This is a genomic window from Neolewinella persica DSM 23188 (assembly GCF_000373105.1).
GTDB classification, from domain to species: Bacteria; Bacteroidota; Bacteroidia; order Chitinophagales; family Saprospiraceae; genus Neolewinella; species Neolewinella persica.
The window spans coordinates 40,064-66,904 of sequence record NZ_KB890413.1 but is presented as its reverse complement, the minus strand read 5'-3'; the positions used below and the strand labels follow the sequence as shown (position 1 = coordinate 66,904).

Below are 26,841 nucleotides of genomic sequence, written 5' to 3'. Positions count from 1 at the left end.
TCTGCGAGAACCTCTGGCTGCTTTAGCAGCCCGGAACCCGCAGCTTTACTATTCCGACCATCAAAATTCACTTCAATGCCACATAAACTATACCTCCAGGACGTAACCCTCCGAGACGGGATGCACCCCATCCAGCATCAATACTCGAAACAACAGATCAGGGACATCGCCATGGCGCTGGACAAAGCCGGCGTAGATGCAATTGAAGTTTCCCACGGAGACGGACTCACCGGAGGCAGTTTTAATTATGGTTTTGGTGCCCACACGGACTGGGACTGGTTGGAAGGAATTGCCGAAAATCTGCAACACGCTAAATTGACCACCCTCCTGATTCCGGGGATCGGCACCATCGAGGATTTGAAAAGGGCAAGAGACTTGGGCGTAGTGTCAGTAAGGATTGCCACCCACTCAACGGAAGCAGATATCTCCGCGCAGCATATTGAAGCTGCCAGGAATTTGGGCATGGACGTCTCGGGCTTCCTGATGATGGCCCACATGAATGATGCCAGGGGCTTGGCCCAACAGGCCAAACTTATGGAAGACTACGGCGCGCTGTGTGTCTACGTTACCGACTCGGCGGGTGCCTTGTTAATGGACGGCGTCAGAGATCGAATCCGCGCCTTCAAAGACGTGCTGAAATCCGAAACCGAAATAGGCATTCATTGCCACCACAACTTATCCTTTGGCGTGGCCAATACCATCGTGGCAATGGAAGAAGGCGCTAATCGCCTTGATGCTTCTTTGGCGGGGATGGGCGCAGGTGCCGGAAATTGCCCGCTCGAAGTCTTGGTTGCGGTGCTGAATAAAATGGGGAAGAAACACAACGCAGACCTGTTCCCTCTGATGGATCTGGCGGACGATGTCATCAGACCAATGCAACAACGCCCCGTACAGGTCGATCGGGAGACCCTCTCCCTTGGCTACGCCGGGGTATATTCCAGTTTCTTACTGCACGCCGAAAGAGCCGCCGAAAAGTACGGACTAGACACCCGTGCCATCCTCAACGAACTGGGAAAACGAAAAATGGTCGGCGGACAGGAAGACATGATTATCGATGTAGCCCTGGATATGGCCAGAAAAGGCCAAAAATGACAACCATAACCCTGCAACAACTGCAACTTGAGCGTAGCGAACCTGCAACTATTGCAACATGAGCGCAGCGAATCCTGCAACTTTTGAAACATGAGCGTAGCGAATCCTGCAACTATTGCAATGTGAGCGCAGCGAACCCCACAACATGATAAAAATCAGCAACTACATAAACGGCGAATTAACCCCTCCGGCTAACGGTCAATACATCGACTTGTTTGATCCCTCAGTTGGACAGCCTTACGCAAAGGTGCCTGATGCCGACGCAGCAGATGTCGAACTGGCCGTTGCCGCGGGCCTCAAGGCGTTCCCCGCCTGGGCAGCGACCTCCATAAATGAAAGAAGCCGCATCCTCAACCGAATTGCCGACCTGATCGAGGAAAGCCTTGAAGAACTGGCCAAGGCAGAATCCGTAGATAATGGAAAACCCGTTACCCTTGCCAGGGCAGTAGACATCCCAAGATCCGCCGCCAATTTCAGGTTCTTCGCACAGGCCATCACACAGTTCGCGACGCAGGCCCATGAGATGACCGATGCGATCAATTATACCTTAAGGCAACCCTTGGGTGTGGTTGGAACCATTTCCCCCTGGAACCTCCCCTTATATCTCTTTACCTGGAAAATTGCCCCCGCACTGGCTGCGGGCAATGCCGTCATTGCCAAGCCCTCCGAGGTGACGCCGATGACCGCTTACCTGCTGTCCGAAATATGTATAAAAGCCGGATTGCCCAAAGGCGTGCTCAACATTATCCATGGCGACGGGATAAAGGTTGGTGCAGAAATAACGAAGCATCCGAAGATCAAAGCCATCTCCTTTACCGGAAGTACCAGGGTAGGGCAGGAGATTGCTAAAGTGGCTGCGCCAATGTTCAAAAAGATGTCGTTGGAAATGGGTGGAAAAAACCCCAACCTCATTTTTGCCGATTGCAACTATGACAAAATGCTGGAGACCACCATCCGGTCCTCCTTCGCCAACCAGGGCCAGATTTGTCTCTGCGGCTCCCGGCTCTACATCGAATCGTCCATCTATGAAAAATTCAAAAAGGACTTTGTTGAGCGCGTCAAAGCGCTGAAGGTTGGTCCGCCCGCTGACCCTGCGACCAACATTGGTGCGCTCGTCTCTAAACCGCACTACGAGAAGGTGCTGTCCTATATCGAGCTGGCTAAATCGGAAGGAGGCACCATCCTCGCTGGTGGCGAGGCGGTATTCCCTGAAGGACACGAAAAGGGTTGGTACGTCAGCCCTACGATTATTGAAGGGCTGCCCCCGAACTGCCGGACCAATCAGGAGGAAATTTTCGGCCCCGTAGTTACCATCATGCCCTTTGACACCGACGAGGAAGTCCTGGCCTACGCCAACGGCACCAACTATGGCCTGGCGTGCACGGTCTGGACGGAGAACATCACCAGGGCAAACAGAATTGCCAAGACGATCGAATCAGGCATCGTTTGGGTAAACACCTGGATGTTGCGAGATTTGAGGACGCCTTTTGGCGGCGTGAAAAGCTCAGGCGTTGGGCGGGAGGGTGGCTTTGAGGCACTTCGTTTCTTTACGGAGGCTAAGAATGTTTGTATCCAGTTTTAACCTTGCTTCAAAAACGGTTGTTGCACCTGCGGCCGCGCCCTAAAGTGCTACTAATTAGGCGCGAACGCAGGTGCAATGAAAGGTTATTGATAGGTATTCTAGGCTTGTCGTAGTTGATCAACTTGTAGCGCCAGTATCATTAACCAGACTATAAGTCGCGATAATTGCAGCTACAGAAAGTCATTTTGCACGCCAATAACGGCAACTCTGTGCGTACTCCGTGCCTCCCGCTGAGCTGCCTTCTGTGAGAACAATTAGCTGCTTTAGCAGCCTCTGCCACGCCTATCATCGGGCTGTTTCATTCCATTAAAATCAATTAACCCAGATAAGGCAGTCGATCATCACCCGTAACCTGGTAATACGACTTTCCTATTCTGGCTACCGCCGTACTACCCGTCCAAACAACCCCTCCTGAACTTCCCCCTTAGCCACCGCCACTTCCCCGTTCAAAACGATGTACCACATCCCCGAACTCAATAGCGCAGGTTCAGCATAAGAAGCATTATCCCGCAATTCTTCCGGCTTAAAAACCAATACATCGGCATAGTTGCCCACCTGCAACTTGCCACGTTTAGGTATCCCGAAAACCTCGGCGGTCAGGCCCGTACTTTTCCTGACCATGTCTGCCAGCGGAAGGACTTCTTTATCCAGCACATATTCTCTGATCTTCTTTGGGAAAGAGGCAAACTTACGCGGATGGGCAGTCGTGCCATCAGAGCTGGTCATTACCCAGTCTTGTCGCATGAAACGAAATACATCCTCCTCGTTCATGTTAAAGGAAGCAATCGCCGCATCGCCATTAGCGATAATTTTTATGGCAGCTTCTACATCAGACAGTTGCCATTCTTCGGCTACTTCCGCCAGCGTTCTGCCTTCCAGGTTGGGCAATTCTGACAAAACAAGAAGTAAAGATTCTGCACCACCGCGGCGTCTGATGTTCTCGGCTACAGCCGCCTGTATCTGAGGCAGCAAAACGGAATCTACCAAACGAGGCGTATAATCATCGATGTCTGCAAAGACCCATTTGGGCAATAGCGCAGCGCCGAGGTGTGTGCCCGATGCCCGGAAAGGATATTGATCTGCCGTAATGCGTAACCCCCGGGATCGTGCCGCCTCAATGGTGTCGATGATCGCACTACTCATGCCCCACACGTCAATCCCTAAGCATTTTATATGTGAAATATTGGCGGTAATATTCGCTTTTTCAGCAATTTCAATGGATTCCTTTATTGCCGCTAATAAGCCAATATTATAGGTGCTCTCATCCCGAATATGGGCGTCATATAAGCCCCCAAACTCAGCGCTTACTTTGGCCAGCTCAATTACTTCTTCCGTGCTGGAAAAGCTGGCCGGCGAATAGTACAACCCACTGGAAAGCCCCAGGGCACCTTCTTCCATTCCGCGCCGGACCATCGCTTTCATGTTCGTCATTTCTTCTGCCGTTGGAGCTTCTTCACGCATACCCATAACTAGCTGGCGGATGTTCCGGTGGCCTACCATAATCGCCGCATTGGTCCCTATTCCATTATTTTGCCAATGCGTCAGGCGATCTCCAATAAAGTTGTCACTGCCGCCATCACTACCCGTTACTACGGTAGTCACCCCCTGCAAAAGGTAATTGAGGTTCTGATGCCTGACGCTGTCCGACAAGTCCTTCATCGCGTGGGTATGCGGATCAATAAAACCAGGCGTTACGGAATAACCTGCTGCCTCGACGGTCCGCGCAGCTACGTGCTCGGTTTCGCTGGCATCCCCAATAAACGCAATGGTGTCTGCTCGTATGCCAATGTCCACTTGTCGGGCGGGTTGATCCGTGCCGTCATAGACCATTCCGCCGATGATGAGGATGTCAAGGGTTGGTTCTGGGGTGCAGGCGGATAGGCTTAGGAGGAGGTATAGGGCGGTATTTGCTATTCTTGATGTTCTCATTTGTGTAAGATATTGATAAGCGGACGGACCTTGAAATTTTCCGGCTATCAAATTCCAGCAATGTAAAGGCTGGATTTTTCATCCTATGCGTTATACAAAAGGCCGTGTGCATAATGATAAAACCAACCGGGATACCTTCTTGCTTCGCGACGAAAGCTTTACCGACTTGGAAAACCTGCCGGAGCCAGACGTACTGGCCGGAGAGATTATTGATGGGCTGGAGGCTGCACTCGCTGGTTTCAGAACGGTATTGGAAGATTTGGAGGAATAAGGTTGTCAAATTGGCAAGTTCAATACCCCCAAGGCCCCTCCCGCTCCACATAAACAAAAACATCCCCCTCCAGCTGGTACAGCCCGCCCGAAACACCAAACCAGTGCCTGCCCTTACTATCCAGTAGCATCGATTGTACGGCCAGGGTGGCCTTTGGTACCTCCCGGTCCACCTTGTCAAAAAGCTTGAATGCCTTCCCGTCATAACGGTAAACACCATTACCCATGGCTGGAAACCACAAATTCTCAGATGAGTCTTTGCCGACGAAGTAAACGTTGTTCCTGCTCAGTCCCGGCACCTTCGGGAAACCGGTGACCTTACCATTAGACAGGCGGTTTAAACCACCTGGCCCTTTTCTGGACTCCGCATCGGGGTGGTCCATTTCGGCTACGCGACTACTGATCCAGATGTCACCGTTTCGGTCTTGCTTTAGATCGGTTACGTTATTGGAGTGCAGGCCATCCTGCTTAGTGAAATGGGTGAAACCTTCCCCGTCGTATTTAGTGAGGCCGTAGCCATCTCTACTGATCCAGATATTACCATCTGTATCCTCCTCAATGGCGGTTACCCAATCCATCGTAGTCTGGTAACTCAATAAGTTAACCTCGGGCTTGGGTAAAGGGAAGTCCGTAAAGGTCTCTCCATCAAAGCGGCTGATGCCACCCCAGGTACCAATCCAAAGGGTTCCCTTTGAATCCAGTAATAAATTTGACACCCTGAAATGTATCAGGCCATCTGCTTCCGTGAAATTGGTGAATTGCTCGCCGTCGTATTTCGATAAACCATCCTGGGTGCCGAACCATAAATTCCCGGCTTTGTCCTCCACAATTTCAACGACGCCGTTCCCGACAAGTCCGTCCTCGGTGGTTAGATACGTCAACGATTGACCGTCGTAGCGTGCAACACCTTTACCCAAGGTGCCAATCCAAAGTATGCCAGCTTTATCCTCGTATATTTCGACGACGTAATTGCCGACCCGGTCAGGAGAAGTTGAGGTCGCAGCAGGAGAGGTAGCAGTTTCTGTTGGTGGAGGAGTTGTCGTTTGCCCGCAGGACAAACCGACGACAAACAACGCTAGAGACAAAGTTTTGGCTGGGCTATTCATGGAATGGTCTGTTTGTCCACGAATCTATCACCTGCTACTAGTGATACGGGTATCTCAAACGTAAATCATTGTAAAGACTTGTCAATCAACCGCAGCGATCCTCCGGTTGAGCATTTAGGGCTGTTTTAAGCGTCTTTTAGGCGCGGCCGCAGGTGCTTTGCAAAGGATTGTGGAAGCAGGGTTTAGGGGGCCACTAGAAGTCGAGGCCCTGCTCCTTTCTACCTTCCAGTGCACCCGCGACCGCGCCCTTATTCTTAAATCAAATGAAAGGGCTAAAAGAAGGTGCTCGCTCCTGTCAGGAGCCCCTCAGGACAACCGACAACCGGATAACCCGACAACTAGACCTTCACCAACCGCCGGCTGGCCACCGAAGCACCCGCCTGCAGCCGTACCAGATAAATACCACTCGGGTACCTGCTCAGGTCGAGTTCGAACTGGTGTTCCCCGCCAGACAGCGTCCTGCTGAATACCGTCTGCAGTAAGCGTCCGGAGACGTCACTAAGGCTGAGTTCTGCGCGCCCGGCATCGATGCTGAAGCTGATGCGGGCCACATTCGCCGTAGGGTTGGGCCAAAGCTTAACCTGTAAATCTTTGATGGCCTCATCGTTGGTGCTCGTACTGTTACAGCCCTCAATGATCGGCAGGTGAATGTAGTCGTGGCCAAGCACCGTTCTTACCTGATCAGGCTCCAGTTCGAACCATTCTTCGAAGACCGTACCGTAGATGTCGCGGAAGTCGTATTGTAGTCCAACACCTTCGTTGTTGTCTACTTCTTCGCCGATCTCCGCGTTTTCACCCAACACGCCGGCCTTCACGCAACTGCCCATCAGGAACAGTGGCGCAGCTGTGCCGTGGTCAGATCCGAATCCGTCGTTGGAACGAATCCGCCGGCCAAACTCGGAGAAGGTCATGGACAGGACGCGTTTTTCCAGCCCCTGCGCCTCCAGGTCGCTTTGGAAGGCTGCCAGGGATTCTCCCAGCGTTTGCATCAGGTTAGCATAGGTGCCAGTGGTCGGATCTCCGACAACTACCTGGTTGGCGTGGGTATCAAAGCCACCAAGGTTGACGATGTAGACACTGGTCTGTAACCCGCCGCTAATCATATAGGCAACGTTTTTTAGTTGTGCAGCAAAGCGATTGGCCGGGTAGTCGACCAGGCTCTGTCCTGACTCAGCCAGTTCCTGGACCACTTCGCCATAGGCGTTGGCCTGGACGATGCTGGTACGTAAAAAGCCGAGTTCGTCACCGTAAGGATCCTGGGGCAAAGGGGTGTCATCACCCCCGGCCAGGGTCAGCAAATTGAAAGGGTCGGTGATGGCCATACTGTAGTTGGCACCGATCCCCTGGCAGGTTTGGCTGACTTGATTGCCGATGGCGATCGCAAAGGGATGAGGACGCTCTTCGTTGGGGAAGCCGTTGGGGAAGTCAGGGAAATTTGCTTCATAGTTGCGGCCTAACCAACCGCTGGTCACCACCTCCGTAGCTTCGGAGCCTGACGTCCAGATGTCGGTGGATCGAAAGTGAGACCGGTTCTGGTCCGGGTAAGCAACACCTTGAATGGCGGTCATCTTTCCGTCCTGATACAACTGGTGCATTCCTGCCGCCGAGGGGTGAAAAGCAAGGTTGTTGTCGATCCCAAGCAGGCTTCTTTGTGGGATCATGAGGTTCTGGCGCACCCGCATCAGATTGTCGAACTGATCGATGGGGACGAGCGTACTCAGGCCGTCGTTGCCACCATTGAGTTGAACGAGGACGAGCACGCGGTCGGAGTCCGGGTTAACCATCGTACGCAACGTTCGTGCCAAGTGGGCACTCAGGGGGTTACTGGCAATTAAAGGGAGGCTTAAAGCACCACCCGTGCGAAGGAAATTACGGCGATTCATTTTTTATGAATTGCACCTTCCCGGGAGGCAAGCTCCCGCGAGGGTAGATGAGTAGAGGTTGTTTGCGGTTTTAGTTCCTGACCGAGAACGAGATAATTTGAGCATGATCGAGTTTAGGAAATGGATATATAACGGGTTATTTGTTCATTTCCTGAAGGAAGAGCATGCTCAAATTGGCCGTTCGCAGGTCGGAAGTAAAACCGCAAACAACCTCTCAAACGAGTTGGAATTCGGCGAGGCTGAAGAAGGCGCGGAACAGGTCGCGGAGCTTAGCCTCCACGCTGGCGGCGAGGTCATCGTCGTTGGGGTTGGCAATGTGGTCTCCGTATTCCACCGTCCATTCGAAGTCTGGCAAACCGGGAATCAAGGCCTCTTTCAGGTTGGCGAGTTGGCCGTCAGACAGGGCCCTGGGCAACAACCGTTCCATAATACCCGTGATCAGTTTATTAGGGTCGGTCGCACTGGGTATTTGTTTTATCCATCCGAGGTAATCGAACTTGGCACGGACCCCGTTGCCAACGCCGATGCCGTTTGCACTGGTCATGGTTTGGGTGAAGCGAGTCCGCTCCTGCAGCGTGCTGCTGTTGATCCAGATGCGGGAATAGCCCGGTGCCTGGTAGTAGGCTTCCCACCCGGCTACGGAAGGCGGGTCAAAATAATCCATGTCCATCAACGCCGCACGGGAATAGTAGTAAACGAGCATCCGCCGTTCCTGCTCCAGGTCAAAATCGTCGATTTGGTAATCGTGGTTAAAGGTCCGCATCAGCCCCGCCACTAATTGGAACGGGTTTTTAATCATCGGTCCCTGGTTGTCGACATCGTAAAAGTGCTGACTCATGAACAGAGCGCGTAGCACCGGCTTGATCTCAAAGTCGTTGTCTTCAAGAATTTGGGCCATCGCTTCCACGACTTCGCTCTCCTCCTGCTCCGATATTTTGTAGTAAACGAAGTGGCGGTACAGCTTTCGACAAATGTACCGGGCCACCGCTGGTTGCTGGAAGATCCGGTCAATTACGTTCTTATACTCTTCCTCGTCACCGTTGGTAATCACGTCATTGTTGAAGTGATAGCTGAGTTGCTTGTCGGTGGTGTCGTGTCGTCGGGCATCGAAGTAAGCTTCTGGGAAGGTGCCCGGAGCCGTGTTGTACAGGTTGCGCGTTCTCCATCCGGTCAGGGCCCGGGCCAGGGCGCGGACGTCTTCTTCCGTATAATTGGTGTAATCGCCTTCGGCGATCTGTGGTCCTTTGCCGAGGGTAAACAGTTCGAGTACTTCCCGGGCATAGTTCTCATTCGGAGAGTTGGCTGAATTCTGATTGCCGTTCAGAAATACCAGCATCGCTTTATCGATGGTAATACGTTTGATCAATTCGCGGAAATTACCCATGGCGAATTCTTCCAATAGCATGTGGTAGTCCAGGCGAACCTGGGGTTGACCACCGCCCGCGATGGCGAAGTGGTTGGCCCAGAACTCGGCCATCCGCTCCCGCACCGAAAGGCGTTCTGTACGGATGTTGTCGAAGATCCAGGACCGCAATGATTGTGCGCGATACCCGTTAACGTTAATGCCGGCAACCAACGGCTGTCCGCTCCAGGGTGCACCCAGCGGTACGTTAGGGTCCAGTAAGTAATTGTAGTTGATTGGGGAATCGGGTAGTGGTTGGTCCGCCAGTAACAGGTCAACAGCTTCGGCCATCTCCATTCCAGTGAGTTGTTCCAGTTCATCGGGTACAAGCCCAAAGCCGGTGCGTCGGAGCAGATGTGCGGCCTGCGTGGCCGTCCATTCGCCGGCGTAAGGGGCGAGGCCCATAAGGGCTGGTGCCAATAAAGATTTTCCCATAAGGCATTGATTGCGTCAGGGTCCGTAAAAGAATAACGCCCCAGGTTGAGATTGGGAGGTTATTCTTTTGCAGATCCTTAGGTGAACAAAGTGAAAACAACTGGGGGAGAAGTCCGACCAATAACGATCGTGTGGATTAGTTTACGTTGGCAAGGGGAGTATTTCTACTTAAAAGCCTGGTAAATTTAAAGACTGACCACTGCTTATGCAAACCGGCTGCTGGCTGAAAGGGCCTTCTCTCCGTGGTAATAATCCTTAATCTTGGATTTACCCTACTTCCAAACGATGATTTTTTTGCCGGATGTTCTCTAATTCACACCTTCTTAATATCCCATCATTCATTTTTGCCGCGGCCGCAGGTGCAAGGGAAGGCTTTGGGAGCAGGGTGGGGGAGCTTTTTTATCACCCTTCATCCGATGAGTAAATGGCTATAATTAGATTTACTTTCCAAAGCCGTCTGACAAACTTTTGTCCGGCTACGCCAGGCCAATAGGATTTGTCGGACGGCAGCGTCCCCCGTCCGACGGTTTAGGAGAAAAATTGTCATCTTAACCAGAAATAACCCCATGCTCCCTTTTCAATATCGCCCCTCCTTGCTCCTTCCTACCTCGCCTGCATCCTGCGGCCCCGCCCCCGAAAAAGAGGCAAAAGGAATAAAAGGAGAAAGGAAAGGCCCCGTCCTTCCATCACTGGGCTTACTCATTTGGCTCCTCCCTTTATTCCTTTCCTCCCTTACCCCTTTACTGGGCCAGGACTGTACCCTGATCCGCCCAGCCCGGGTGTTCGATGGCGAAAACTTCCAACAGGGGAAGGTCGTCCTCGTCCTGAACGATCAAATCGCTGCTTTTGACACCGAGAAAAACATGGACGTTCCCGCTGGCTGTACTACGGTCGATTACCCCGACGGCACGCTCCTTCCCGGCATGATCGAAGGCCACAGCCACCTGCTGTTGCACCCCTACAATGAAACGGACTGGAACGACCAGGTACTCAAAGAGTCTTACGCCGAAAGGGCGATCAGGGGAGGAATTCACGCAGAAAAGACGGTGCGTGCTGGTTTCACTACCGTCCGCGACCTCGGCTCTGAAGGTGCCGGCTATGTCGACGTCGGGTTAAAGGAAACCATCGAAAAAGGCGTCATCCAGGGGCCACGCATGATCGTGGCCGGAAAAGCCATGGTGACCACCGGCAGTTATGGTCCCAAAGGCTTTGCCGACCATGTAACGGTACCCCTCGGCGCGGAAACTGCCGACGGGCTCGATGAGCTCACCCGCGTTGTCCGTGACCAAATTGGACGGGGCGCCGACGTCATCAAAGTCTACGCCGATTACCGCTGGGGCGCCAACAAAATGGCCATGCCGACCTACACGCAGCGCGAACTCGAACTGGTGGTGGAGATCGCCAACAGCAGCGGCCGGCAGGTGGTGGCCCACGCCGCTACGGCGGAGGGGATGCGCCGCGCGGTGATGGCCGGAGTCGCCACCATCGAGCATGGCGACGGCGGTACCCGTGAAGTCTTCGAACTGATGAAGAAACACGGCGTCGCGCTCTGCCCGACCCTCGCCGCCGGTGATGCCATCGAGCAGTACAAGGGCTGGAAAAAGGGCGTAGATCCGGATACCGACCGGATCGTCAACAAACAAAAGTCCTTCGCCCTGGCGCTGGAAGTCGGCGTTACCATCGCCGCCGGAGGCGACGTCGGCGTCTTCCCCCACGGAGATAATGCCCGCGAACTGGAGATGATGGTCGACTACGGCATGACGCCCCTGGCCGTCCTCCGGTCCGTCACCGCGGGTAACGCTGCCGTCTTCGAACTGGCGGACCGCGGCCAGATCAAACCCGGCCTGCTGGCGGACCTGGTGGTGGTGCAGGGAAACCCACAAGCGGAGATTTCTGCTTTGCGGAAAGTGAGGGCGGTGTTTAAGGGAGGCGTTTTGGTCAGGTAATCGTTCGGGTTTTCGGGTTGTCCAGTTGTCCGGGTATTAGCTTATCCAATACGCTAGTTTCCGACAACCCGACAACCCGACAACCCGACAACTCCGATAATTCGGTCTGGTTTTCTCAGCAACTCGGCAGACGAACTTTTGTCCGGCTGCGCCAGGCCAAAAGAATTCGGCTGACGAGTTTGGTGAACGACACCCGATAACTCCGACAACTTGATGATCCGGCAACCTGATAACTTGACCCCCCGACAACAAGAGAACCTGATATCCCGACTATCTTTGCTCCCATGGCCAAGCTATACCCCAAAGACACGATAAACTTCCTCCGCAAACTAACGCCCCGCCGCGTTACCAATGCAGTCAAGGTAACGGCCAGCTACTACGCTACGCGTTGGCTGCAACGCCCGGTGGTGTGGGGTAAACCCTTCACCGTTTCCTTTGAACCAACCACGGCCTGTAACCTCAGGTGCCCCGAATGCCCCAGCGGTCTGCGCCAGTTTACCCGTCCGACCGGTAACCTGAAAGCCAATTTTTTCAGCCGGACGATGGACGACATCGCCGATCAGCTGCTTTACCTGATCTTTTACTTTCAGGGAGAACCTTACATCAATCCTGACTTTCTGGACATGGTTAAGGATGCCTCTGACCGCGGCGTGTATACCATCACCTCCACCAACGGCCACTTCCTCAACGACGCCAACGCCAAACGGACCATCGAAAGCGGCCTTGATCGCCTCATCATTTCCGTAGACGGAACTACGCAGGAGGTCTACGAGCAATACCGCAAGGCCGGCAAACTGGAATCGGTGCTCCAGGGCGCCCGAAACCTGGTGAAATGGAAAGAGGAACTCAACAGCCCTACGCCCCACCTTATTTTTCAATTCCTGGTCGTCAAGCCCAACGAACACCAAATGGAGGACGTCGTCCGCCTCGCCGACGAAATCGGCATCAACGAAGTAAAATTCAAGACCGCCCAACTCTACGACTACGAAAATGGCAACCCCCTGATGCCGACCGACGAAAAGTACGCCCGCTACTACAAGAAAGCAGACGGTACCTACGGACAGAAAAACAAAATGCAGAACCACTGCTGGAAGCTCTGGCACAGCTGCGTCATTACCTGGGACGGCCTGGTGGCCCCGTGCTGCTTCGACAAAGACGTGACCCACCGGCTGGGCGACGTTAAGGAAGAAAACCTGAACCAGGTTTGGGAAAGCGCGGCCTACGATGACTTTCGGACCAAACTCCTCAAAGGGCGTTCTGAGATTGACATCTGCCAGAACTGTACCGAGGGATGCGAGGTTTGGCTGGGCGCGGAGGTTTAGTCTTGTAGTCTGGTGGTCTTGTTGTCTAGTAGAGCTGCCGCATGGCTCTGCTCGCTCCGCTCGTAAGTATGGAAATTTGCCTAATTTTGAAAGTAAGCGTTCGAAAACTTGCCGGCTTAGCCTTTGCAATATTTCTTGACTACCAGACTACCAGACTACCAGACTACCAGACTACCAGACTATGTACAAGCCCTCCTCCCCCCAAGACTTCATCGCCCACGCCCCCGACCACTACCGTATCGGCCTGCAAGCCATGCGGGAGGTCCTTTTGACCACGGACATGGAAGAAAATATCAAGTGGAACATACCGGTCTACGGCTACGGGAAGAAGAATGTGGTCAGCTTGTTTTATGCGAAAAGCTATCTGGGTGTCTGGTTCGTTAACGGCGCGCTTTTGGCGGACCCCAACCAGTTGTTGGTCAACGCCAGTCCGGAGAAAACGGTGGGGCAGCGGCAGCTACGCTTCGAAAACAGTGATGTAGTAGATTTAGAGCTGTTACGGGGTTTTGTCGAAGAGGCGATACAACTGCAAAAAGACGGTATAGAATTTGTGGCTGGCCCCGCGCTGGAAACGGAGATTCCACCGGAACTGCAAGCCGAAATGGAAGCTGACCCGGCGTTAGCTGCTGCCTTTGCGGACTTCGCGCCCTATAAACAGCGAGAATTTTGTGAGTTAATAACTACCGCCAAGCGGGCAGATACCAAGGAGCGAAGGTTGATCAGTGCGGTACAGATGATCAGGGCAGGCGAGGCTCCCGGAGACAAATACCGTAAAAAGCCTTAATTTCATCGTGGTCAATAGCCGTTAAGTAACGGTGCAGACCCACCTGCCATGCCTGATGAAGCCCTACCCATAGTCAACGTTTTTATCTCTTTCCGGGAGGTAGGTGATGCCGGTGGTATCAACCAGGTGATTGATATCCTGGCCGCGCTTAACGTGGAACATTCCCGGCGGAAGGCTTTTGAATTGCGATACTTTTATGACCGGACGCTGGCTTTTGATCGCTACGATAAAGGCGTTACCGTCAACCTGGAAAAGGCAGACCTGGTCATCGTGCTGGATACACAAGCCTACGTTGGCAGTGAGTACATAGAAGAACACGAACGCTCGTGGGTGGAACTGGCCAGTAATGATTACAAGAAGGAAGTCCTGGTCCTTCACCTGGAACCTCCGTTGATCTCGACAAGCTGGGTGACCAGATTATTGGCCACCGAAGTACCGGAAGAGCCTGGAAAATTCTTCTACGGCCACGCCCGGAAGAAGGAGCTGTGGCCCATCGTTTCAGAGGAGATCGAAGATGCCGCATTTCGGATCGCTGAACGGAAAAAAACAGCGGCGTTGGCAGCCTTCCGACCGCTGGTGCCGGCAGCGGTTGCTTCCGGAGGGGGAGTCCAACCGGAGGAAACAATCTCCACCTTCACCTGGGTAGGTTTGTTAATCATGGTGATGTCAGTGGCCTGGGGGCTAGGCTTGTATTTTACCGGACCGGATGCGACCACTCTTGTGAGGGCCTCCGGCCCGATTACCTTCAATGAGGAATCAGCTCGCAGGGGAGGAAGGTCTTATCTTGACCCCGTCAGAGGCTTGGCCGATGAGCCGATGGCCCGTGCGCTTTCCGTCAATGGAAACGGAGGGGCAGTTAATGGTGGCTCAAATTATTACCCCAGTCCCGCTTATCAGTCCACCGTCAACCCCGTTGGCGTTTACCGTACAGAGACCTACGGCCGCTACGAATCCTGTCAGGGACGAGACGCGCAAGGGAACAAGCCATGTAAGCGCAACCGACGCTGGTACATCGTTAACGAGGCAAGGGATATTCATCATCAGATCAACTTCACCGAACGGACGCACAAGGACATCTATGCCATCCGCCCCTTTAGTAACGGATTAGCGCAGGTCTACTTCTACGATGGCAGACAGATGTACCTGGAATTTTGTGTGGGGTTGGATGATCGGGTGGTGGAGTGTGTCTTACGACCTTGATGACTGGTCGAGGGCTTTCAGCCCGAGCCGGGCAAGGGAGCGCAGCGATTTTGTCCGGGGTATGGTCGTATGGTTCACACGACTGACCTGCTCCAAAAGCTTCTGAGCGGAGCGAGCATTCATCTGTGGCAGCACTACCCCCTACCTACTACCAGGCCGAATGCCGTCTAAGCGTTAGGCCTCCGGCCTAACGATTGGTGTGCCTGCACAAAATGCCCTTCCGCCAAAGCTGCCAAAATAGACAATTCCCCCGCCAGGCAAACCCCGGCAGTGATCTCCGCCAGCTTGCGGGCTTTGCCCGCACCGTAGCAATCCATTATCTCCAGGCACTCTCGTTGGGTGCCCAGTCGGGTCCCTCCGCCAACGCTTCCGACAATGAGGTTTGGAAAGGTGCCCGAAGCATAAAGATTTCCTTCGGGAGTCGTTTCCAACCGAATGATACCGACGGCAGCTTCGGCCACGCAGGCAGCATCCTGCCCGCAGGCGATGAACAGCGCGGCAAGGCCGTTGGCACAGTGGGCCTGTACACCCAGGGTGCCGGATTTTAGTGAGCCATAGGCCGCTGCGCGGCCAAAACGCTCCATGGCCTCGGGCGTAGATTTTAGGACGGAGACTACAACCTCCCGGGGCAACACCACTTCGATGCCAACCTTTCTTCCCCGCACGTGCTGGAAACTTTGAAAATTAGCTTTTTTATCACCCGAAGCATTGGATTCTATGTAAAAGGCAATTACCTCCTCTTTGCAGGTTCGGAGAATATGCTGACAAATATGATTGGTACAAATGGTAACCATATTTTGCCCGGCGGCGTCACCCGTAGTAAACTCAAAGACGAGCGTAACGCTATTGCCTTCAATGATGGGCTTAACCTGTTTGAATTCAGCGTACTGGCTGGTCTGTCCGGTAATATGCCGAAAAGCTTCTGCCTCCGATAATGCCCAGGCTACAAACCGGCTGGTTGTGGCCAGGTCGATAAACTTAAAATAGGGCGCTCGTTGAACCCCTTCATCGAGTATTTCCGCCTTAGCGCCTCCACTTAGGGTGATTGCCTTCATGCCCCGCGAGTAGGAGGCGACTAATGCTCCCTCAGTAGTGGCTAGTGGAACCTTAAATTCACCCCGGGCGTGGCTGCCCTGCATCAATAGCGGCCCGGCCAGGCCAACGGGGACTTGTGCCATACCGATGAAGTTCTCGATGTTGCCACGGAGATCGTCAGGCTCGGGATGGGGGATTTTCCCTGCAAGGTGCGGGTGATCTGCCTCCAACGCTGAAGGGTGATCAGGAAGAGACGTCGGTGAAATTGGCATGGGCGGACTTACGTTCAGGTTTGTGAACGACTGAAACGGGGGGCTAGTTCAGCGACCATCCATCATCATACTGGTTAAAGAACAAAATCCACGATGATTATTCAAGGTGCTACAAACTTCGTTCTTCGACCATTTGCTGCTGAATTCCTTCCCTTGCACCTGCGGCCGCGCCCGAAAAATCTCCGGTTTCAAAATATCCCTGTGCATTGAATCCGTACTTTCCCGATAGCATATCGTATTTTACCCGCGTTATCCCTCAAATCGTGCACACCAGAATAGCCCAAATTACGGACCTTCACCTTCTTTCCCCCGGCAACATGCTGATGGACATAGACGTGAACGCCCGCCTGCAAAGCGTGCTGGATCATGCGTCAGAAAATAATCCGGACGCCTATTTTCTTACGGGTGACTTCTGCGCGCAGGATCCCGTTCAGGAAATTTACCACCAACTCCGACCCCTGCTCGACGCCTTGGGGAAACCTTATTACATCACTCCGGGAAATCACGATGATCGGGGAATGTTACGCAATGCCTTTTACCTCGATGGCCACAACGATGAGCCCATCAAAGGATTGGTGCGGGTCAATAACCTCGATTTTCTTTTCATCGACTCGGCCCACGGAGTGGTCGACAAGGAACAACTTGTCTGGTTGCGCAAAGCGATTACTCTTTATCCGCGGGCCGCTATTGTCATGCACCACCCTCCGGTTCCGATGGGGGTACGGTTTATGGACAATAAGTATCCGCTGCGGGAAACGGAAGACCTGTTACATATTCTTACCTCCGATGGCCGGCGACGTCGCATTTTCTGCGGCCATTTTCATACTTCCCGGACGGTAGAACACGAAAACCTGCAGGTGCACCTTTGTCCTCCGACCAGCTTTTTCATCAAGCCGACCGCCGATGATTTTGAGCAGGTAATCCTGCCACCAGCTTATTTAATGTTAGAATGGACAGAAGGCGGAGATTTTCGGGCAGTGCCGACTTACGTCCCTTAGGAATGCCAACAAACTAAGGCGGTCGGGAATTGTGGTTTATTTATTTCGCATGCTTAAATGCTTACTTGTGGGGAAACGCCCACCGGTAGATGCTTAGTAGCGTGGTGTGTGGGATACTCAACTTATAGCAGGTGAAGATTAACAGGAAAATCAACTGGGTGAATACAATGCCGTAGGTGAAATAACGACGGGAAGAGGTCGTCACTGCTTGATCCATTAGGTTGAAATTCCCCGTTCGCTTCCTTAACCTGACCACCATATCGTGCCCCTCCAAAAGCAGGAACTCTTCCCGATAGCCGCCTATGTCTTTGAAATCTTGCTGATGAACGAATAAAGATTGGTCGCCAAAACGGAAAGCATCAACGTTGAATTTGCTTAGGCGACTAAAAAGGCGCAGCCACCAGCTTTCTGATTGTCGGTCAAAGTGCACGGAAAAGCATGCCGGAAGGCCTTTTTGGGCGGCGGCGCGCAGGTGCATTGGGAGGTTGGATGGCGGTAAGGTATCAGCATGAAGAAAATACAACCAGCTGCCGTTGGCGATGGCTGCGCCGGCGTTCATTTGCCGGGCTCTGCCTGGCGCAGAAGCAATGACGGTTGCGCCCATTTTTCGCGCCAGGTCAGGCGTGCCATCAGTACTCCCTCCATCAACCACGATAACCTGGGGGTTACCTCCGGGCCATTCGTCGCTCAACCTCTTCAGGGTAGTGGGCAGTGAGGTCGCTTCGTTCAGCGTCGGCAGGATCACGGAGCACCAGGGCGTCGTGCTGGGGTTCTTGTTCCGAGTGGCGTTGTTCCCGGAGAGATTTGTTAGCGGCATCTTTGTGTTCCGGCAGGTAATGAACGATGGCTGCGGTAAGTCCGATGATCAGTAGCCACCAGTCAAGCAGGCCGGCTCCGCCGGCCAAAAGCACCTCAACAATCTTCGCGCCAAGCAATAAGCCAAAGGCGCCGTAAATGATAATTTGTTTAGTCGATGCAAGCATGCTGGATGTTTTAATGGTCTCTACGAGCGGCAGCGAGCATTTTCCTGCGGCAGCCCAATAGACCAATAACCCAATAGTCCAACTACTTACTCAAACCGATACACAGTAGTCGTACGATAAGTACCGCCAGGTTTAAGCAAGGGAGTTGTAAAAGCTTCCTGGTTGGGTGAGTCCGGGAAGTGTTGTGTCTCCAGACAGATGGCACCTTGTACCGGTAATGGTGTGTGGTCTCGTCCAGAAAATAATCCTGGCTTAAAATTTGCGGTGAAAACCTGTACACCTGGCTCCGTAGTGTAGCAGGATAATTGACGGCCGGAGGCCGGATCCCGGAGGGTAGCAAACTCCCGTAATTTGCCGTTGTACCCATTAATCGCCCAGTTGTGGTCATAGCCGCTGGCAAGGGCTATTTGGGGGTGGTCCGCCGCAATGTCCTGTCCGATAGGCTTGGCTTTGGTGAAGTCAAACGGCGTCCCGGCCACTGGCGCCAAAGTGCCCAGCGGGATCAGCGTCTCGTCCACCGGCGTGTATTGGTCCGCGTCGAGTTGGAGCAATTGACTTCTGACGTTACCACCTCCGGAAATATTGAAGTAAGTGTGGTTCGTCAGGTTAACGATGGTGGTTTTATCCGTGGTGGCGGTGTAGGTAAGGCGGAGCTCGTCATCGTCGGTCCATTCGTATTTACAGCTTACGTCCAGGCGACCAGGAAACCCCTCGTCGCCGTCGGGGCTTACGTGACTGAGGGTTACACTCGCCCGGTTATCGCCAGAGCTGGGCGCTGCTTTCCAGACGTATTTGTCGAACCCTTTAACCCCACCGTGAAGTGAGTTAGGGCCATTGTTGGCCGCCAAAGTATAGTCCTCTTCGCCAATACTGAATTTGCCTCCGGCAATGCGATTACCATAGCGGCCGATGAGGGCTCCATAGTAGGGGTTTGGTGCCAGGTAATCCTCCAACTGGTCATAACCAATCACCATCTCGACACCGTCTATTTTTATTGACGTGATGATGCCGCCGTAATCTGATAAGGACAAACTGTTGCCCTTGCTGTTCGTCAGGGTATAAAGGGTGGCTGGTCCGTCGGGGCTCTGCCCCCAGGCTTTGCTGGATATTCTTTGCATGGAAGAAGTAGATGTAGTATCGTTAACCGGCTCCGGCCCGCAGGCTGTCAAAAATAATGACAGGAAAAATAATGAAATGAACGGGTAGAACTTGTGCATAAAATTATAACTCAACGGCATTAGCAAATCCCCCCTGGTCTTCGATGTGCTTATAACGTAACCAGGCAGCTTTGACCAGGCCGACGGTGAGGTCTTCCAGGTAGGCTTCATCCACTTTTACCAAAGTACTGGGCGCATTGGCGTTCCGTGCTTCCATCATTACCTGACGAGACAGCAGACGACCGGAATCGGTGGCCGCCTGGTGCATTCCTTCCGCCGGAGCGAGAAAAAGGAGGTCGGCACCGCCCAGGCTGGCTGCCCGCGTTTGTAGCTGTAGGGCGATCTTGTTTTCTGCCTCATCTTGCTGCATCGTGGTGATGTCGGTGTGGGCCGAAATGTGCGCCGCAGGAGGATCTTCCACGCCTAATGACTCCAGGACCTTCGCCCAAAGAATGCGGAAGGCCCTAAGCTTGGCGATGTCTCCATGGAACGAGGTACCTACCGTAAAAGCAAATTTGAGATGGCGATTGGCCAGTGCGATGGAATAACCTTTGTCTTCTACCTGATGAAGGTACTCGGCTCCTTTAGCGATGGCAAGGGCCAGTTCTGAATCGGCTTCGCCGATCCCATTGTTGAAGCCTGCCGCATTTACTTGCAATACCCGGAATTGGGGCATCCAGCGGGAGACGAAAAACAGCAGACGGACCAAGGGAGGGAAAGGGGGCTCCGACCAGTCGAGTAGGGGATCAAAATCAACGGATCCTGAGATCGTCGTCAGGTCGTGGCCTGCTTTTCGGAGGTAACGGACGAGGTCGCGAAACAACTCTGCGGGGTCTTGTCCGGGGTAGCGAAGGGAACAGTGCAGGGAGACCTCAGCGAGGGGAATACCCTGCAGTATGGTGGCAATGTCTTCTACGTCGGGTTGTTGGTAGAGGCGGAAGAGCAAGGCTTCCGCACCCGCCGCAAGTTCCTCGCGGGCGTACAGGTTGATGTCCTTGTATTCGCCCGATTCGACGTAAGCGCCAGCTTCCCAGCTGGTGGCTTGGCGCAGGGCAATACCGGTTGGCTCGCCTAGTGCGGCCAAAGCTGCCGCAATGTCTGCGTCGGGTTGATCGGTTTCCAGACCGGCCAGCCAGCTTTCATTTCCGGCAGGCGGTAAGGTTGTGGAAGTGTCTGTGATAGGCATGGCTGGAGTTATCGTAAAGATAAAGTGAATGAAACAACCGGGGAGGTCACTTCTTTTCCTGGCTAAATGTAGGGAGAATACCGGGAATGTAGGAGCGCCCGTTTAATAAGTATGCTACAATTCAGACAGTTATTGAATCGACGTTCCTTAATGGTCTACCAGGGTAAGGTAATCCTTAATAACCGTCCGGGCGTGCTGACGACCGGCTTCATCAGGGAAGGCGGGTAGGATTGTATCGATCGGTGAAAATAGGAATAACGCTTCTTTGCCGTTGAGCACGGCCATTAATTTAACCAGCTCTCGGTTGGTTGGTGGAGTAGAGAGGAGGAGCGCTTCTTCCGCTCCGCTTCTTCGCTGAATTTTTAGGGTCCAATCAGTCAGGTCAGGCAGATCAGGCGCGATTTCAAAACGGATCACAGCCCTGTCTTGTAACCAATTGTCGATCAGGGCGGGCCGGAGATTAGCCGCTGATTGAAATAGGCCGCCGTGGCGGTAAATCGTAGCTCGGTTGGTAACTTCTTCGGCGTTGTAATGCCTGGCCCGGGTGTTTTTGAAAAACAGGTGGTTTGGCTCCGGGACAAAGTTTGGTCCTCGGGCAGCTTTACGGGCCGCCGTTCTGCCTTCGCAGGCACAACAAATTAATAGGATAAGCAAGGGGAGGTATCTAAACATGTCCCTTAAAGGTATTTAGGCGGGTTTGGGTTGGGCAGGAGTTTGATTTTATAGCTACGCCGAGTTTTTCGGAGGTGGCGCGGCCGCAGGTGCAAAGGGAGACTGGAGGAGTAATTTCTCTCAATAACGATAGCCGTCCGACGGGTTTCGTAAAACCACGGCACCCACCAATCAACAAAATATCACTGGTGCAGCTTGCCCATAAACCATCATTTGCACCTGCGACCGCGCCCAAATTGAGCCTGAACAAATGGCAAAAAAACAGCCGTCAGAAAATAATACTGAGTTATGCAATAAATGCAATATATGTATTGCTTAAACAATAATTAGCAATATTATTATTGTAATAGTTTGCGAAACTGCGAAATTTCGCTAGCTTTGGCAGGCTATTAAATCTTTAACACGTATTTTCCGGGCCTAACCAACCGGGGTCGCTAACCAAACCAATTCTTTTCTATCCATTTTTTGCTAGTCCACTGCTCTTCCCTGCACGGAAGGGAGATAGAATTTTTTTGCTTGTTTTCGCCCTTCGACGTTCCTGGAGATACCCCTTAATCACATCCTATATATGCGTTTTATTACCTATTTTTCCTCTCTCGTGATGCTACTCCTTTTAACTTCCTTCAGCCTCTCTGCTCAAAGAGACTGTGGCTCGATGGAAGTCCTTCAACAACAAATCCAGGATGACCCTGGTATACTTGATCGGATGGATCAACTCGAAGCCTTCACCCGTAACTTCCGTGCGGAAGACGGACAAAAGGCCGTTACCACCATCCCCGTTGTTTTTCACATTGTGTATAACAACAGTACCGAAAACATTTCGATGGCGCAAATTCAAAGCCAGCTCGATGTACTCAATGCCGATTTCCGCCGCCAGAACAGTGATGCCGACAATGCATGGCCCGGACTCGGTGCCGATACCGAAATCGAATTCTGTCTCGCTACAGTAGACCCTAACGGCAACCCTACCAATGGTGTCATCCGCCAGTCTACTTCCCAAACCAGCTTCAGTAATAGCGGTAACCCGGTGAAATTCGCCTCCAGTGGCGGTTCCAATGCCTGGCCCGCAGCCGATTACATGAATTTTTGGGTCTGTGACCTAGCCGGCACCTTACTTGGTTACGCCCAGTTTCCCGGCGGACCTGCCTCGACCGACGGTGTCGTTTGTGACTATGCTTATGTCGGTACGATAGGAACAGCAACTGCGCCTTTTAATCTTGGCCGTACGGCTACCCACGAAGTAGGCCACTACCTTAACCTCCGCCACATTTGGGGCGACGGTGGCTGTGGTGCCAGCGACTTTGTTAACGACACGCCCGATAGCGACGCCAGCAACGGCGGATGCCAGATCGGCACCGTCAGCTGTGGTTCTACCGATATGGTCCAGAACTACATGGATTACTCCGATGATGCCTGTATGAACATCTTTACCAATGACCAGAAAACCCGCATGAAGGCAGCACTCGCCAGTTCCCGGTCTGGTCTGGGCAACAGCAACGGTTGTGGAATCGCCGCTACGCCAACTTGTACGGATGGCCTTCAGAACGGTGATGAGACCGGCGTGGACTGTGGTGGCAGCTGCGCACCTTGTTCTTCCGGTTGTAACGATACGGAGGTTACTTTGACGATTATTGCGGATAACTACGGTAGTGAAACTACCTGGACCCTGAAGAATGCCAGCGGTGCTACCATTGCCAGCGGCGGTCCTTACGGCAACAATACCACGAATACGGAAAGCTTCTGTCTTGCCGATGGTTGCTACGACTTCACGATCAATGATAGCTACGGCGACGGTATCTGCTGTGCGTACGGCAATGGCTCTTACAGCCTGACCGGCGGCGGTGTAAACGAATCAGGCGGTAGCTTCGCGAGTACGGAAACGAAAAACTTCTGCGTTGGCAGTGGCCCTGCTCCTACTTGTACGGACGGTATCCAGAACGGCACTGAAACCGGTGTTGATTGTGGCGGTAGCTGCTCCCCTTGTGTTACTCCCCCTACTTGCAACGACGGTATCCAGAACGGTGACGAAACCGGCGTCGACTGTGGCGGCAGCAGCTGTGCCCCATGTGGCGGCGGTGGCTGTACCGACATTACTTTCGATACTGAAAACTTCGAGTCAGGCTACGGTAACTGGAACGATGGTGGTTCCGACTGTGTACGCAGCACCACCCGTCCTATTGAAGGTTCCCGTTCCGTTTACCTGCGCGACAACACTAATAGTTCCGTCCTCACTTCCGATGCTTATAACCTGAGCAGCCTCGAAGAACTTACGGTCGACTTCAGCTACTACCCCTTCAGTATGGAGAACGGCGAAGATTTCTGGCTGCAAGTAGACAATGGCAGTGGTTTCCAGACGGTCAGAACCTGGGTCAGCGGTACCGACTTTAACAACAATACGTTATACAACGAGAGTGTAACCATCACCGCGACCGGTGGCTTCGGTACTAACGTACGGATTCGCTTCCGTTGTGATGCCAGTACTAACTCTGACTACGTTCACCTCGACAACATCGTCCTGGGCGGTTGTCAGACTAGCGGTGCACGAGTGATAATCGGCAACAACGACCGCGAAACAACGGCCTTCGAAGCTGATGAGTTGGAGGACGAAGCAATGGAGGTAGACTACCAGGTGTTCCCGAACCCTGCTACCGGCCACTTCAACGTACGCATCGACGAAGAAGGCTACACTGCCCGCCTCACCGGCATGACCGGACGGGTAATTACCGAGCAGAAGCTAACGGTAGGTCTCAACCGCATCGCTACGGATAAACTGCCTGCTGGTATGTACCTCCTGGTGATTGAGGGGGCTGATGGCTACCGCGAAGTGGAGAAGGTGATTTTGAAATAGTCACTGAGTCAGATAGTCAAACAGTCTGTCGCTTAAATAATAAAGCCCCTCACCGGAATATTGGTGGGGGGCTTTACTATTTGATAGTCCTTGACTATATGACTATTTAACTAAAACAATGGGCACTTCCACCACCGTCTTGTCCCAACCCATTTTCAGGTGGATGGTGCCGGGGCTGGCTTCATAAAGACTGATGGAGAAGTTCTCAATGACTTCTTCCACGCTACTTGTCGGTACGGTGATGGTGGCTACGTTTCGCTCGGGCTTGTAAGCGTAAACGCCCCAGCCGTCAACGTCGAGACTGAAGAATACCTCCCAGTTGTCGGCAGTCGGGATGGCACCAATAGTGTACCGGCCAGCGGGTACAACCTGGTTGCCGATTTTGACGGGAGCGTAGAATTGAACCTCGGTAGCTTCGTTAGCTCCAAGGCGGTAAGGTTCGCCATACGGAGCGAGATCGCCTCCCCAAACGTCGCGGCCCTTTTTGAAGGGGCGACTGTAGAGAATCCGAATTTTTGGTTGAAGTGCCATAGCGGCGCTGTCGGTCTTTGCGAAAGAGCGGAAGGCGGCACGGGCGGGGAAGTACGCTGCGTCGAGCGGGCTTTTGTCAACGTCAACAAAATCTTGCGCAGATAGCGACAAGCCGAAGATCATGGAGAGTAGGAATAGTGACATGCGGGGCATGGGGGGGAGATTTGATTGGTTAGTAGATTGGTTGTAGGGTAGCCTAAAGCGCTTGCGATGGTGCCTGCCGGGCTTCCTTACGGGAGAAGTACAATTAAAATGATGGGGTGGTTGCCTGATGTTGAAGGGAGTACTCAATAAACTTTTAATCGGTCCCCGGTCAATGGAACGCTATCGACGTATAATTCCAGGTCAGCCTAAAGGCATGAAGCCGCACCGTTGACCCAAAGTATTTTACTCCCTGCTCTTGTCAAAGGAAGTCGCCGACAGGATTAATAGCAGCATTGTTTGCGTTTGTTTTCCTGGTCTTAGGTGACTTCAGGATATGGTTCCAGGTTAACCAGCCTGCATCCAAACCAAAAAGTCTACCACTACTTTTCCCCAGGTTTCCGGTTCGTGCCGCCCGCCTTTCACTTCAACGTAGGTGAAGTCTTTTTCTTCCTCCTTCCCTTTGCTTTTCAGGATGGCCATAAGTTGCATGGTGTCATCGATGGCATCAATTATGCCATTGTTGTTGCGGTCGGAGGTTTCATCTTCTGTACCCGCCATGAACCAAAAGCGGGCCGCAGGAAGTTTTTTTGCTTTGGATACATAGTTGTGGACGATCAGATCGGCGTCGGGCTTACTTTTCCGGAAAGGCTTACTCCGCCACCACAACGAACCACTAAAAACACCCGCAACGCCGAATTCACCGGGGTTGCGCCAGGTGACGTCAAAGGCGTTGAGCCCCCCGAGGCTAAACCCGGCAATGGCCCGCTTAGCAGGCAACTGATAAATATTGTAATACTTCTCAATCCATGGAACGAGCTCCTCCAGGAGAAATAGCTCATAAGCACCTGCTTTATCGCCACGGCCTTCATAGTCAAGTTGGTTGGAAGTGCCGTATTCCCGCATCCGATCTCCTGCATGGACACCAACCACGACGGTGGGCGAGAGTTTGCGTCCGGCATAGGCAGTTTTCAGCTGCTCCTTCATGTCCATCCTGAGCAGGTCCTGCCCGTCGTTAAAGACGACCAACGACAAAAGCCGCCAGGGGGGCAGGGCCGGCCGGTACACGTCTACCATCACCTCCCTTTCCAGGTGCTGACTGGGCATCAGGTAGGAGCGGACCAGTAACCGTTTCCGATTCGAGACCACACTGCCGAGTAATTGACGAAAATAACGGACGAGATACATAGTTGTAAAGATAGACAGGATCAAAGGATAGTGAGGAGAAACCTGAACTACAGAGACGCATAGAAAATTGCAGCTGGAGATAAAAACGATGATACGGCTAAAAAAATAACCACCAATCCCTTACTTATTCCACCAAAGGCCTACCTTCCGGCTCACCCAAGCGATATCCAACTATGCAGGAAGCATTAACCGAATTCTACAGCCACCACCTTGGCCACAATGTGAAAATTCTGACTTTCGGAACCAAAGGCTATCCGCTGGTCATATTCCCAACTACGCTCGGGAGTTATGGCGAAGCTAAAGACCGGGGCATGGTCGAATCCATTCGCTGGTTCGTAGATCGGGGCTTCATTCAAGTATTTTGTCCCGATAGCATCAATAACGACAGCTGGTATGGTGACATCCATCCCAAGCACCGGGTAGAACGCCACATCCAGTACGATCGGTTCCTTGCCGAAGAATTTATTCCCCAAATCCGGAATAATGCCGGAACAAACAAGATTGCCTGCTGTGGCATCAGCTTCGGTGGGTTCAGCGCCAGTAACTTCGCTTTCCGCCATCCCGATATGGTAAGCCACCTGTTTAACCTCAGTGGGGCGTTCGACATCAAGTCGTTCATGCACGGGTACTACGACGACAACGTCTACTTCAATAACCCCATCGACTTCATGCCAAATGCCGATAACCCGGAACTGTGGAAGATGAAGATCGTACTCGGCACCAGTAACTGGGACATCTGCCTCGACGGTAACCTGAAGTTCAGTGAAGTCCTGCGTAAGAAAAACATCCCCCATTGGCTCGACGTACGGGGAGATGTGGAGCACGACTGGCCGCTGTGGCTGGAGATGCTGCCGCATTATGTTAGCCTTATTTAGTATT

General features: G+C 52.9%; 22 protein-coding genes. 10 read left to right on the top strand and 12 right to left on the bottom strand.

The annotated features are described in order from the left end of the window. Positions 1 to 75: 75 nt before the first annotated feature. Both dmpG and B036_RS0100325 read left to right on the top strand, forming a co-directional pair. On the top strand, positions 76 to 1,092 hold the full coding sequence (gene dmpG / locus B036_RS0100330; protein ID WP_020566691.1) for a 4-hydroxy-2-oxovalerate aldolase: 1,017 nt from the start codon (positions 76 to 78) through the stop codon (positions 1,090 to 1,092). A gap of 145 nt (positions 1,093 to 1,237) precedes the next feature. Then, entirely contained in the window at positions 1,238 to 2,674 is a 1,437-nt protein-coding gene (locus B036_RS0100325) for an aldehyde dehydrogenase (RefSeq protein WP_020566690.1), read from the top strand. Positions 2,675 to 3,052: 378 nt separating this feature from the next. Here B036_RS0100325 and B036_RS0100320 read toward each other — a convergent pair whose 3' ends face one another. Beyond that, positions 3,053 to 4,603, bottom strand: coding sequence for an N-acyl-D-amino-acid deacylase family protein (locus tag B036_RS0100320; protein WP_026231541.1), 1,551 nt, complete (start codon positions 4,601 to 4,603; stop codon positions 3,053 to 3,055). An 85-nt stretch (positions 4,604 to 4,688) separates the two neighbouring features. On the opposite strand from B036_RS0100320, the gene B036_RS27500 reads away from it, so the two are divergent. Further along, the gene (locus B036_RS27500) at positions 4,689 to 4,874 is read left to right on the top strand and encodes a hypothetical protein (RefSeq protein WP_020566688.1); all 186 of its coding nucleotides are present in this window, start codon (positions 4,689 to 4,691) and stop codon (positions 4,872 to 4,874) included. 19 nt (positions 4,875 to 4,893) lie between these two features. Here B036_RS27500 and B036_RS0100310 read toward each other — a convergent pair whose 3' ends face one another. The 3 genes from B036_RS0100310 to B036_RS0100300 all read right to left on the bottom strand — a co-directional run bounded on the left by B036_RS0100310 (position 4,894) and on the right by B036_RS0100300 (position 9,699). Then, positions 4,894 to 5,979, bottom strand: coding sequence for a ligand-binding sensor domain-containing protein (locus B036_RS0100310; protein ID WP_026231540.1), 1,086 nt, complete (start codon positions 5,977 to 5,979; stop codon positions 4,894 to 4,896). 338 nt (positions 5,980 to 6,317) lie between these two features. Further along, positions 6,318 to 7,862, bottom strand: a complete 1,545-nt coding sequence (locus B036_RS0100305; RefSeq protein WP_020566686.1) for a DUF1501 domain-containing protein — start codon at positions 7,860 to 7,862, stop codon at positions 6,318 to 6,320. Between the two features lie 214 nt (positions 7,863 to 8,076). After that, positions 8,077 to 9,699 (bottom strand): DUF1800 domain-containing protein, encoded by a 1,623-nt coding sequence (locus B036_RS0100300; RefSeq protein WP_020566685.1) that lies wholly within the window; start codon positions 9,697 to 9,699, stop codon positions 8,077 to 8,079. 566 nt (positions 9,700 to 10,265) lie between these two features. Between B036_RS0100300 and B036_RS0100295 the strand changes: the two genes are divergently transcribed. The 4 genes from B036_RS0100295 (at position 10,266) to B036_RS0100280 (ending at position 14,951) form a co-directional block, all read left to right on the top strand. Continuing rightward, positions 10,266 to 11,645, top strand: a complete 1,380-nt coding sequence (locus B036_RS0100295; RefSeq protein WP_020566684.1) for a metal-dependent hydrolase family protein — start codon at positions 10,266 to 10,268, stop codon at positions 11,643 to 11,645. A 284-nt stretch (positions 11,646 to 11,929) separates the two neighbouring features. Next, positions 11,930 to 12,967 carry a radical SAM/SPASM domain-containing protein gene (locus B036_RS0100290; RefSeq protein ID WP_020566683.1) on the top strand — a complete coding sequence of 346 codons (1,038 nt, stop codon included), beginning with the start codon at positions 11,930 to 11,932 and terminating at the stop codon, positions 12,965 to 12,967. Between the two features lie 181 nt (positions 12,968 to 13,148). Next, complete coding sequence (locus tag B036_RS0100285) at positions 13,149 to 13,751, top strand: DUF1801 domain-containing protein (protein ID WP_020566682.1); 603 nt, start codon at positions 13,149 to 13,151, stop codon at positions 13,749 to 13,751. A gap of 48 nt (positions 13,752 to 13,799) precedes the next feature. Then, positions 13,800 to 14,951, top strand: coding sequence for a hypothetical protein (locus tag B036_RS0100280; protein WP_020566681.1), 1,152 nt, complete (start codon positions 13,800 to 13,802; stop codon positions 14,949 to 14,951). A gap of 167 nt (positions 14,952 to 15,118) precedes the next feature. Here the strand turns inward: B036_RS0100280 and B036_RS0100275 are convergent, their stop codons facing one another. Continuing rightward, the gene (locus tag B036_RS0100275) at positions 15,119 to 16,258 is read right to left on the bottom strand and encodes a hydroxymethylglutaryl-CoA reductase (protein WP_157471971.1); all 1,140 of its coding nucleotides are present in this window, start codon (positions 16,256 to 16,258) and stop codon (positions 15,119 to 15,121) included. 263 nt (positions 16,259 to 16,521) lie between these two features. On the opposite strand from B036_RS0100275, the gene B036_RS0100265 reads away from it, so the two are divergent. Next, positions 16,522 to 17,256, top strand: coding sequence for a metallophosphoesterase (locus B036_RS0100265; protein ID WP_071596742.1), 735 nt, complete (start codon positions 16,522 to 16,524; stop codon positions 17,254 to 17,256). 61 nt (positions 17,257 to 17,317) lie between these two features. Here B036_RS0100265 and B036_RS27495 read toward each other — a convergent pair whose 3' ends face one another. The 5 genes from B036_RS27495 to B036_RS0100245 form a co-directional block, all read right to left on the bottom strand. Then, on the bottom strand, positions 17,318 to 17,947 hold the full coding sequence (locus B036_RS27495; RefSeq protein WP_020566677.1) for a glycosyltransferase: 630 nt from the start codon (positions 17,945 to 17,947) through the stop codon (positions 17,318 to 17,320). Continuing rightward, the gene (locus B036_RS33845; RefSeq protein ID WP_052333897.1) at positions 17,922 to 18,239 is read right to left on the bottom strand and encodes a hypothetical protein; all 318 of its coding nucleotides are present in this window, start codon (positions 18,237 to 18,239) and stop codon (positions 17,922 to 17,924) included. The genes B036_RS27495 and B036_RS33845 overlap by 26 nt, the downstream gene beginning before the upstream one ends. Before the next feature lie 86 nt (positions 18,240 to 18,325). Further along, positions 18,326 to 19,357: an aldose epimerase family protein gene (locus B036_RS0100255; RefSeq protein WP_020566675.1), complete on the bottom strand. Its 1,032-nt coding sequence runs from the start codon at positions 19,355 to 19,357 to the stop codon at positions 18,326 to 18,328. A gap of 103 nt (positions 19,358 to 19,460) precedes the next feature. Next, a complete protein-coding gene (locus tag B036_RS0100250; protein WP_020566673.1) occupies positions 19,461 to 20,582 on the bottom strand; it encodes a methylmalonyl-CoA mutase family protein in 1,122 nt (373 codons plus the stop codon). A 147-nt stretch (positions 20,583 to 20,729) separates the two neighbouring features. Beyond that, a complete protein-coding gene (locus B036_RS0100245) occupies positions 20,730 to 21,254 on the bottom strand; it encodes a hypothetical protein (protein ID WP_020566672.1) in 525 nt (174 codons plus the stop codon). Between the two features lie 568 nt (positions 21,255 to 21,822). On the opposite strand from B036_RS0100245, the gene B036_RS31440 reads away from it, so the two are divergent. Further along, positions 21,823 to 24,102, top strand: coding sequence for a M43 family zinc metalloprotease (locus B036_RS31440; RefSeq protein ID WP_157471970.1), 2,280 nt, complete (start codon positions 21,823 to 21,825; stop codon positions 24,100 to 24,102). A 102-nt stretch (positions 24,103 to 24,204) separates the two neighbouring features. Here the strand turns inward: B036_RS31440 and B036_RS0100235 are convergent, their stop codons facing one another. Both B036_RS0100235 and B036_RS0100230 read right to left on the bottom strand, forming a co-directional pair. Next, positions 24,205 to 24,786, bottom strand: a complete 582-nt coding sequence (locus B036_RS0100235) for a DUF2911 domain-containing protein (RefSeq protein WP_026231537.1) — start codon at positions 24,784 to 24,786, stop codon at positions 24,205 to 24,207. A 336-nt stretch (positions 24,787 to 25,122) separates the two neighbouring features. Continuing rightward, a complete protein-coding gene (locus B036_RS0100230; protein WP_020566669.1) occupies positions 25,123 to 25,962 on the bottom strand; it encodes an alpha/beta hydrolase in 840 nt (279 codons plus the stop codon). Positions 25,963 to 26,135: 173 nt separating this feature from the next. On the opposite strand from B036_RS0100230, the gene B036_RS0100225 reads away from it, so the two are divergent. Beyond that, on the top strand, positions 26,136 to 26,837 hold the full coding sequence (locus B036_RS0100225; protein ID WP_020566668.1) for an alpha/beta hydrolase-fold protein: 702 nt from the start codon (positions 26,136 to 26,138) through the stop codon (positions 26,835 to 26,837). Positions 26,838 to 26,841: the final 4 nt, after the last annotated feature.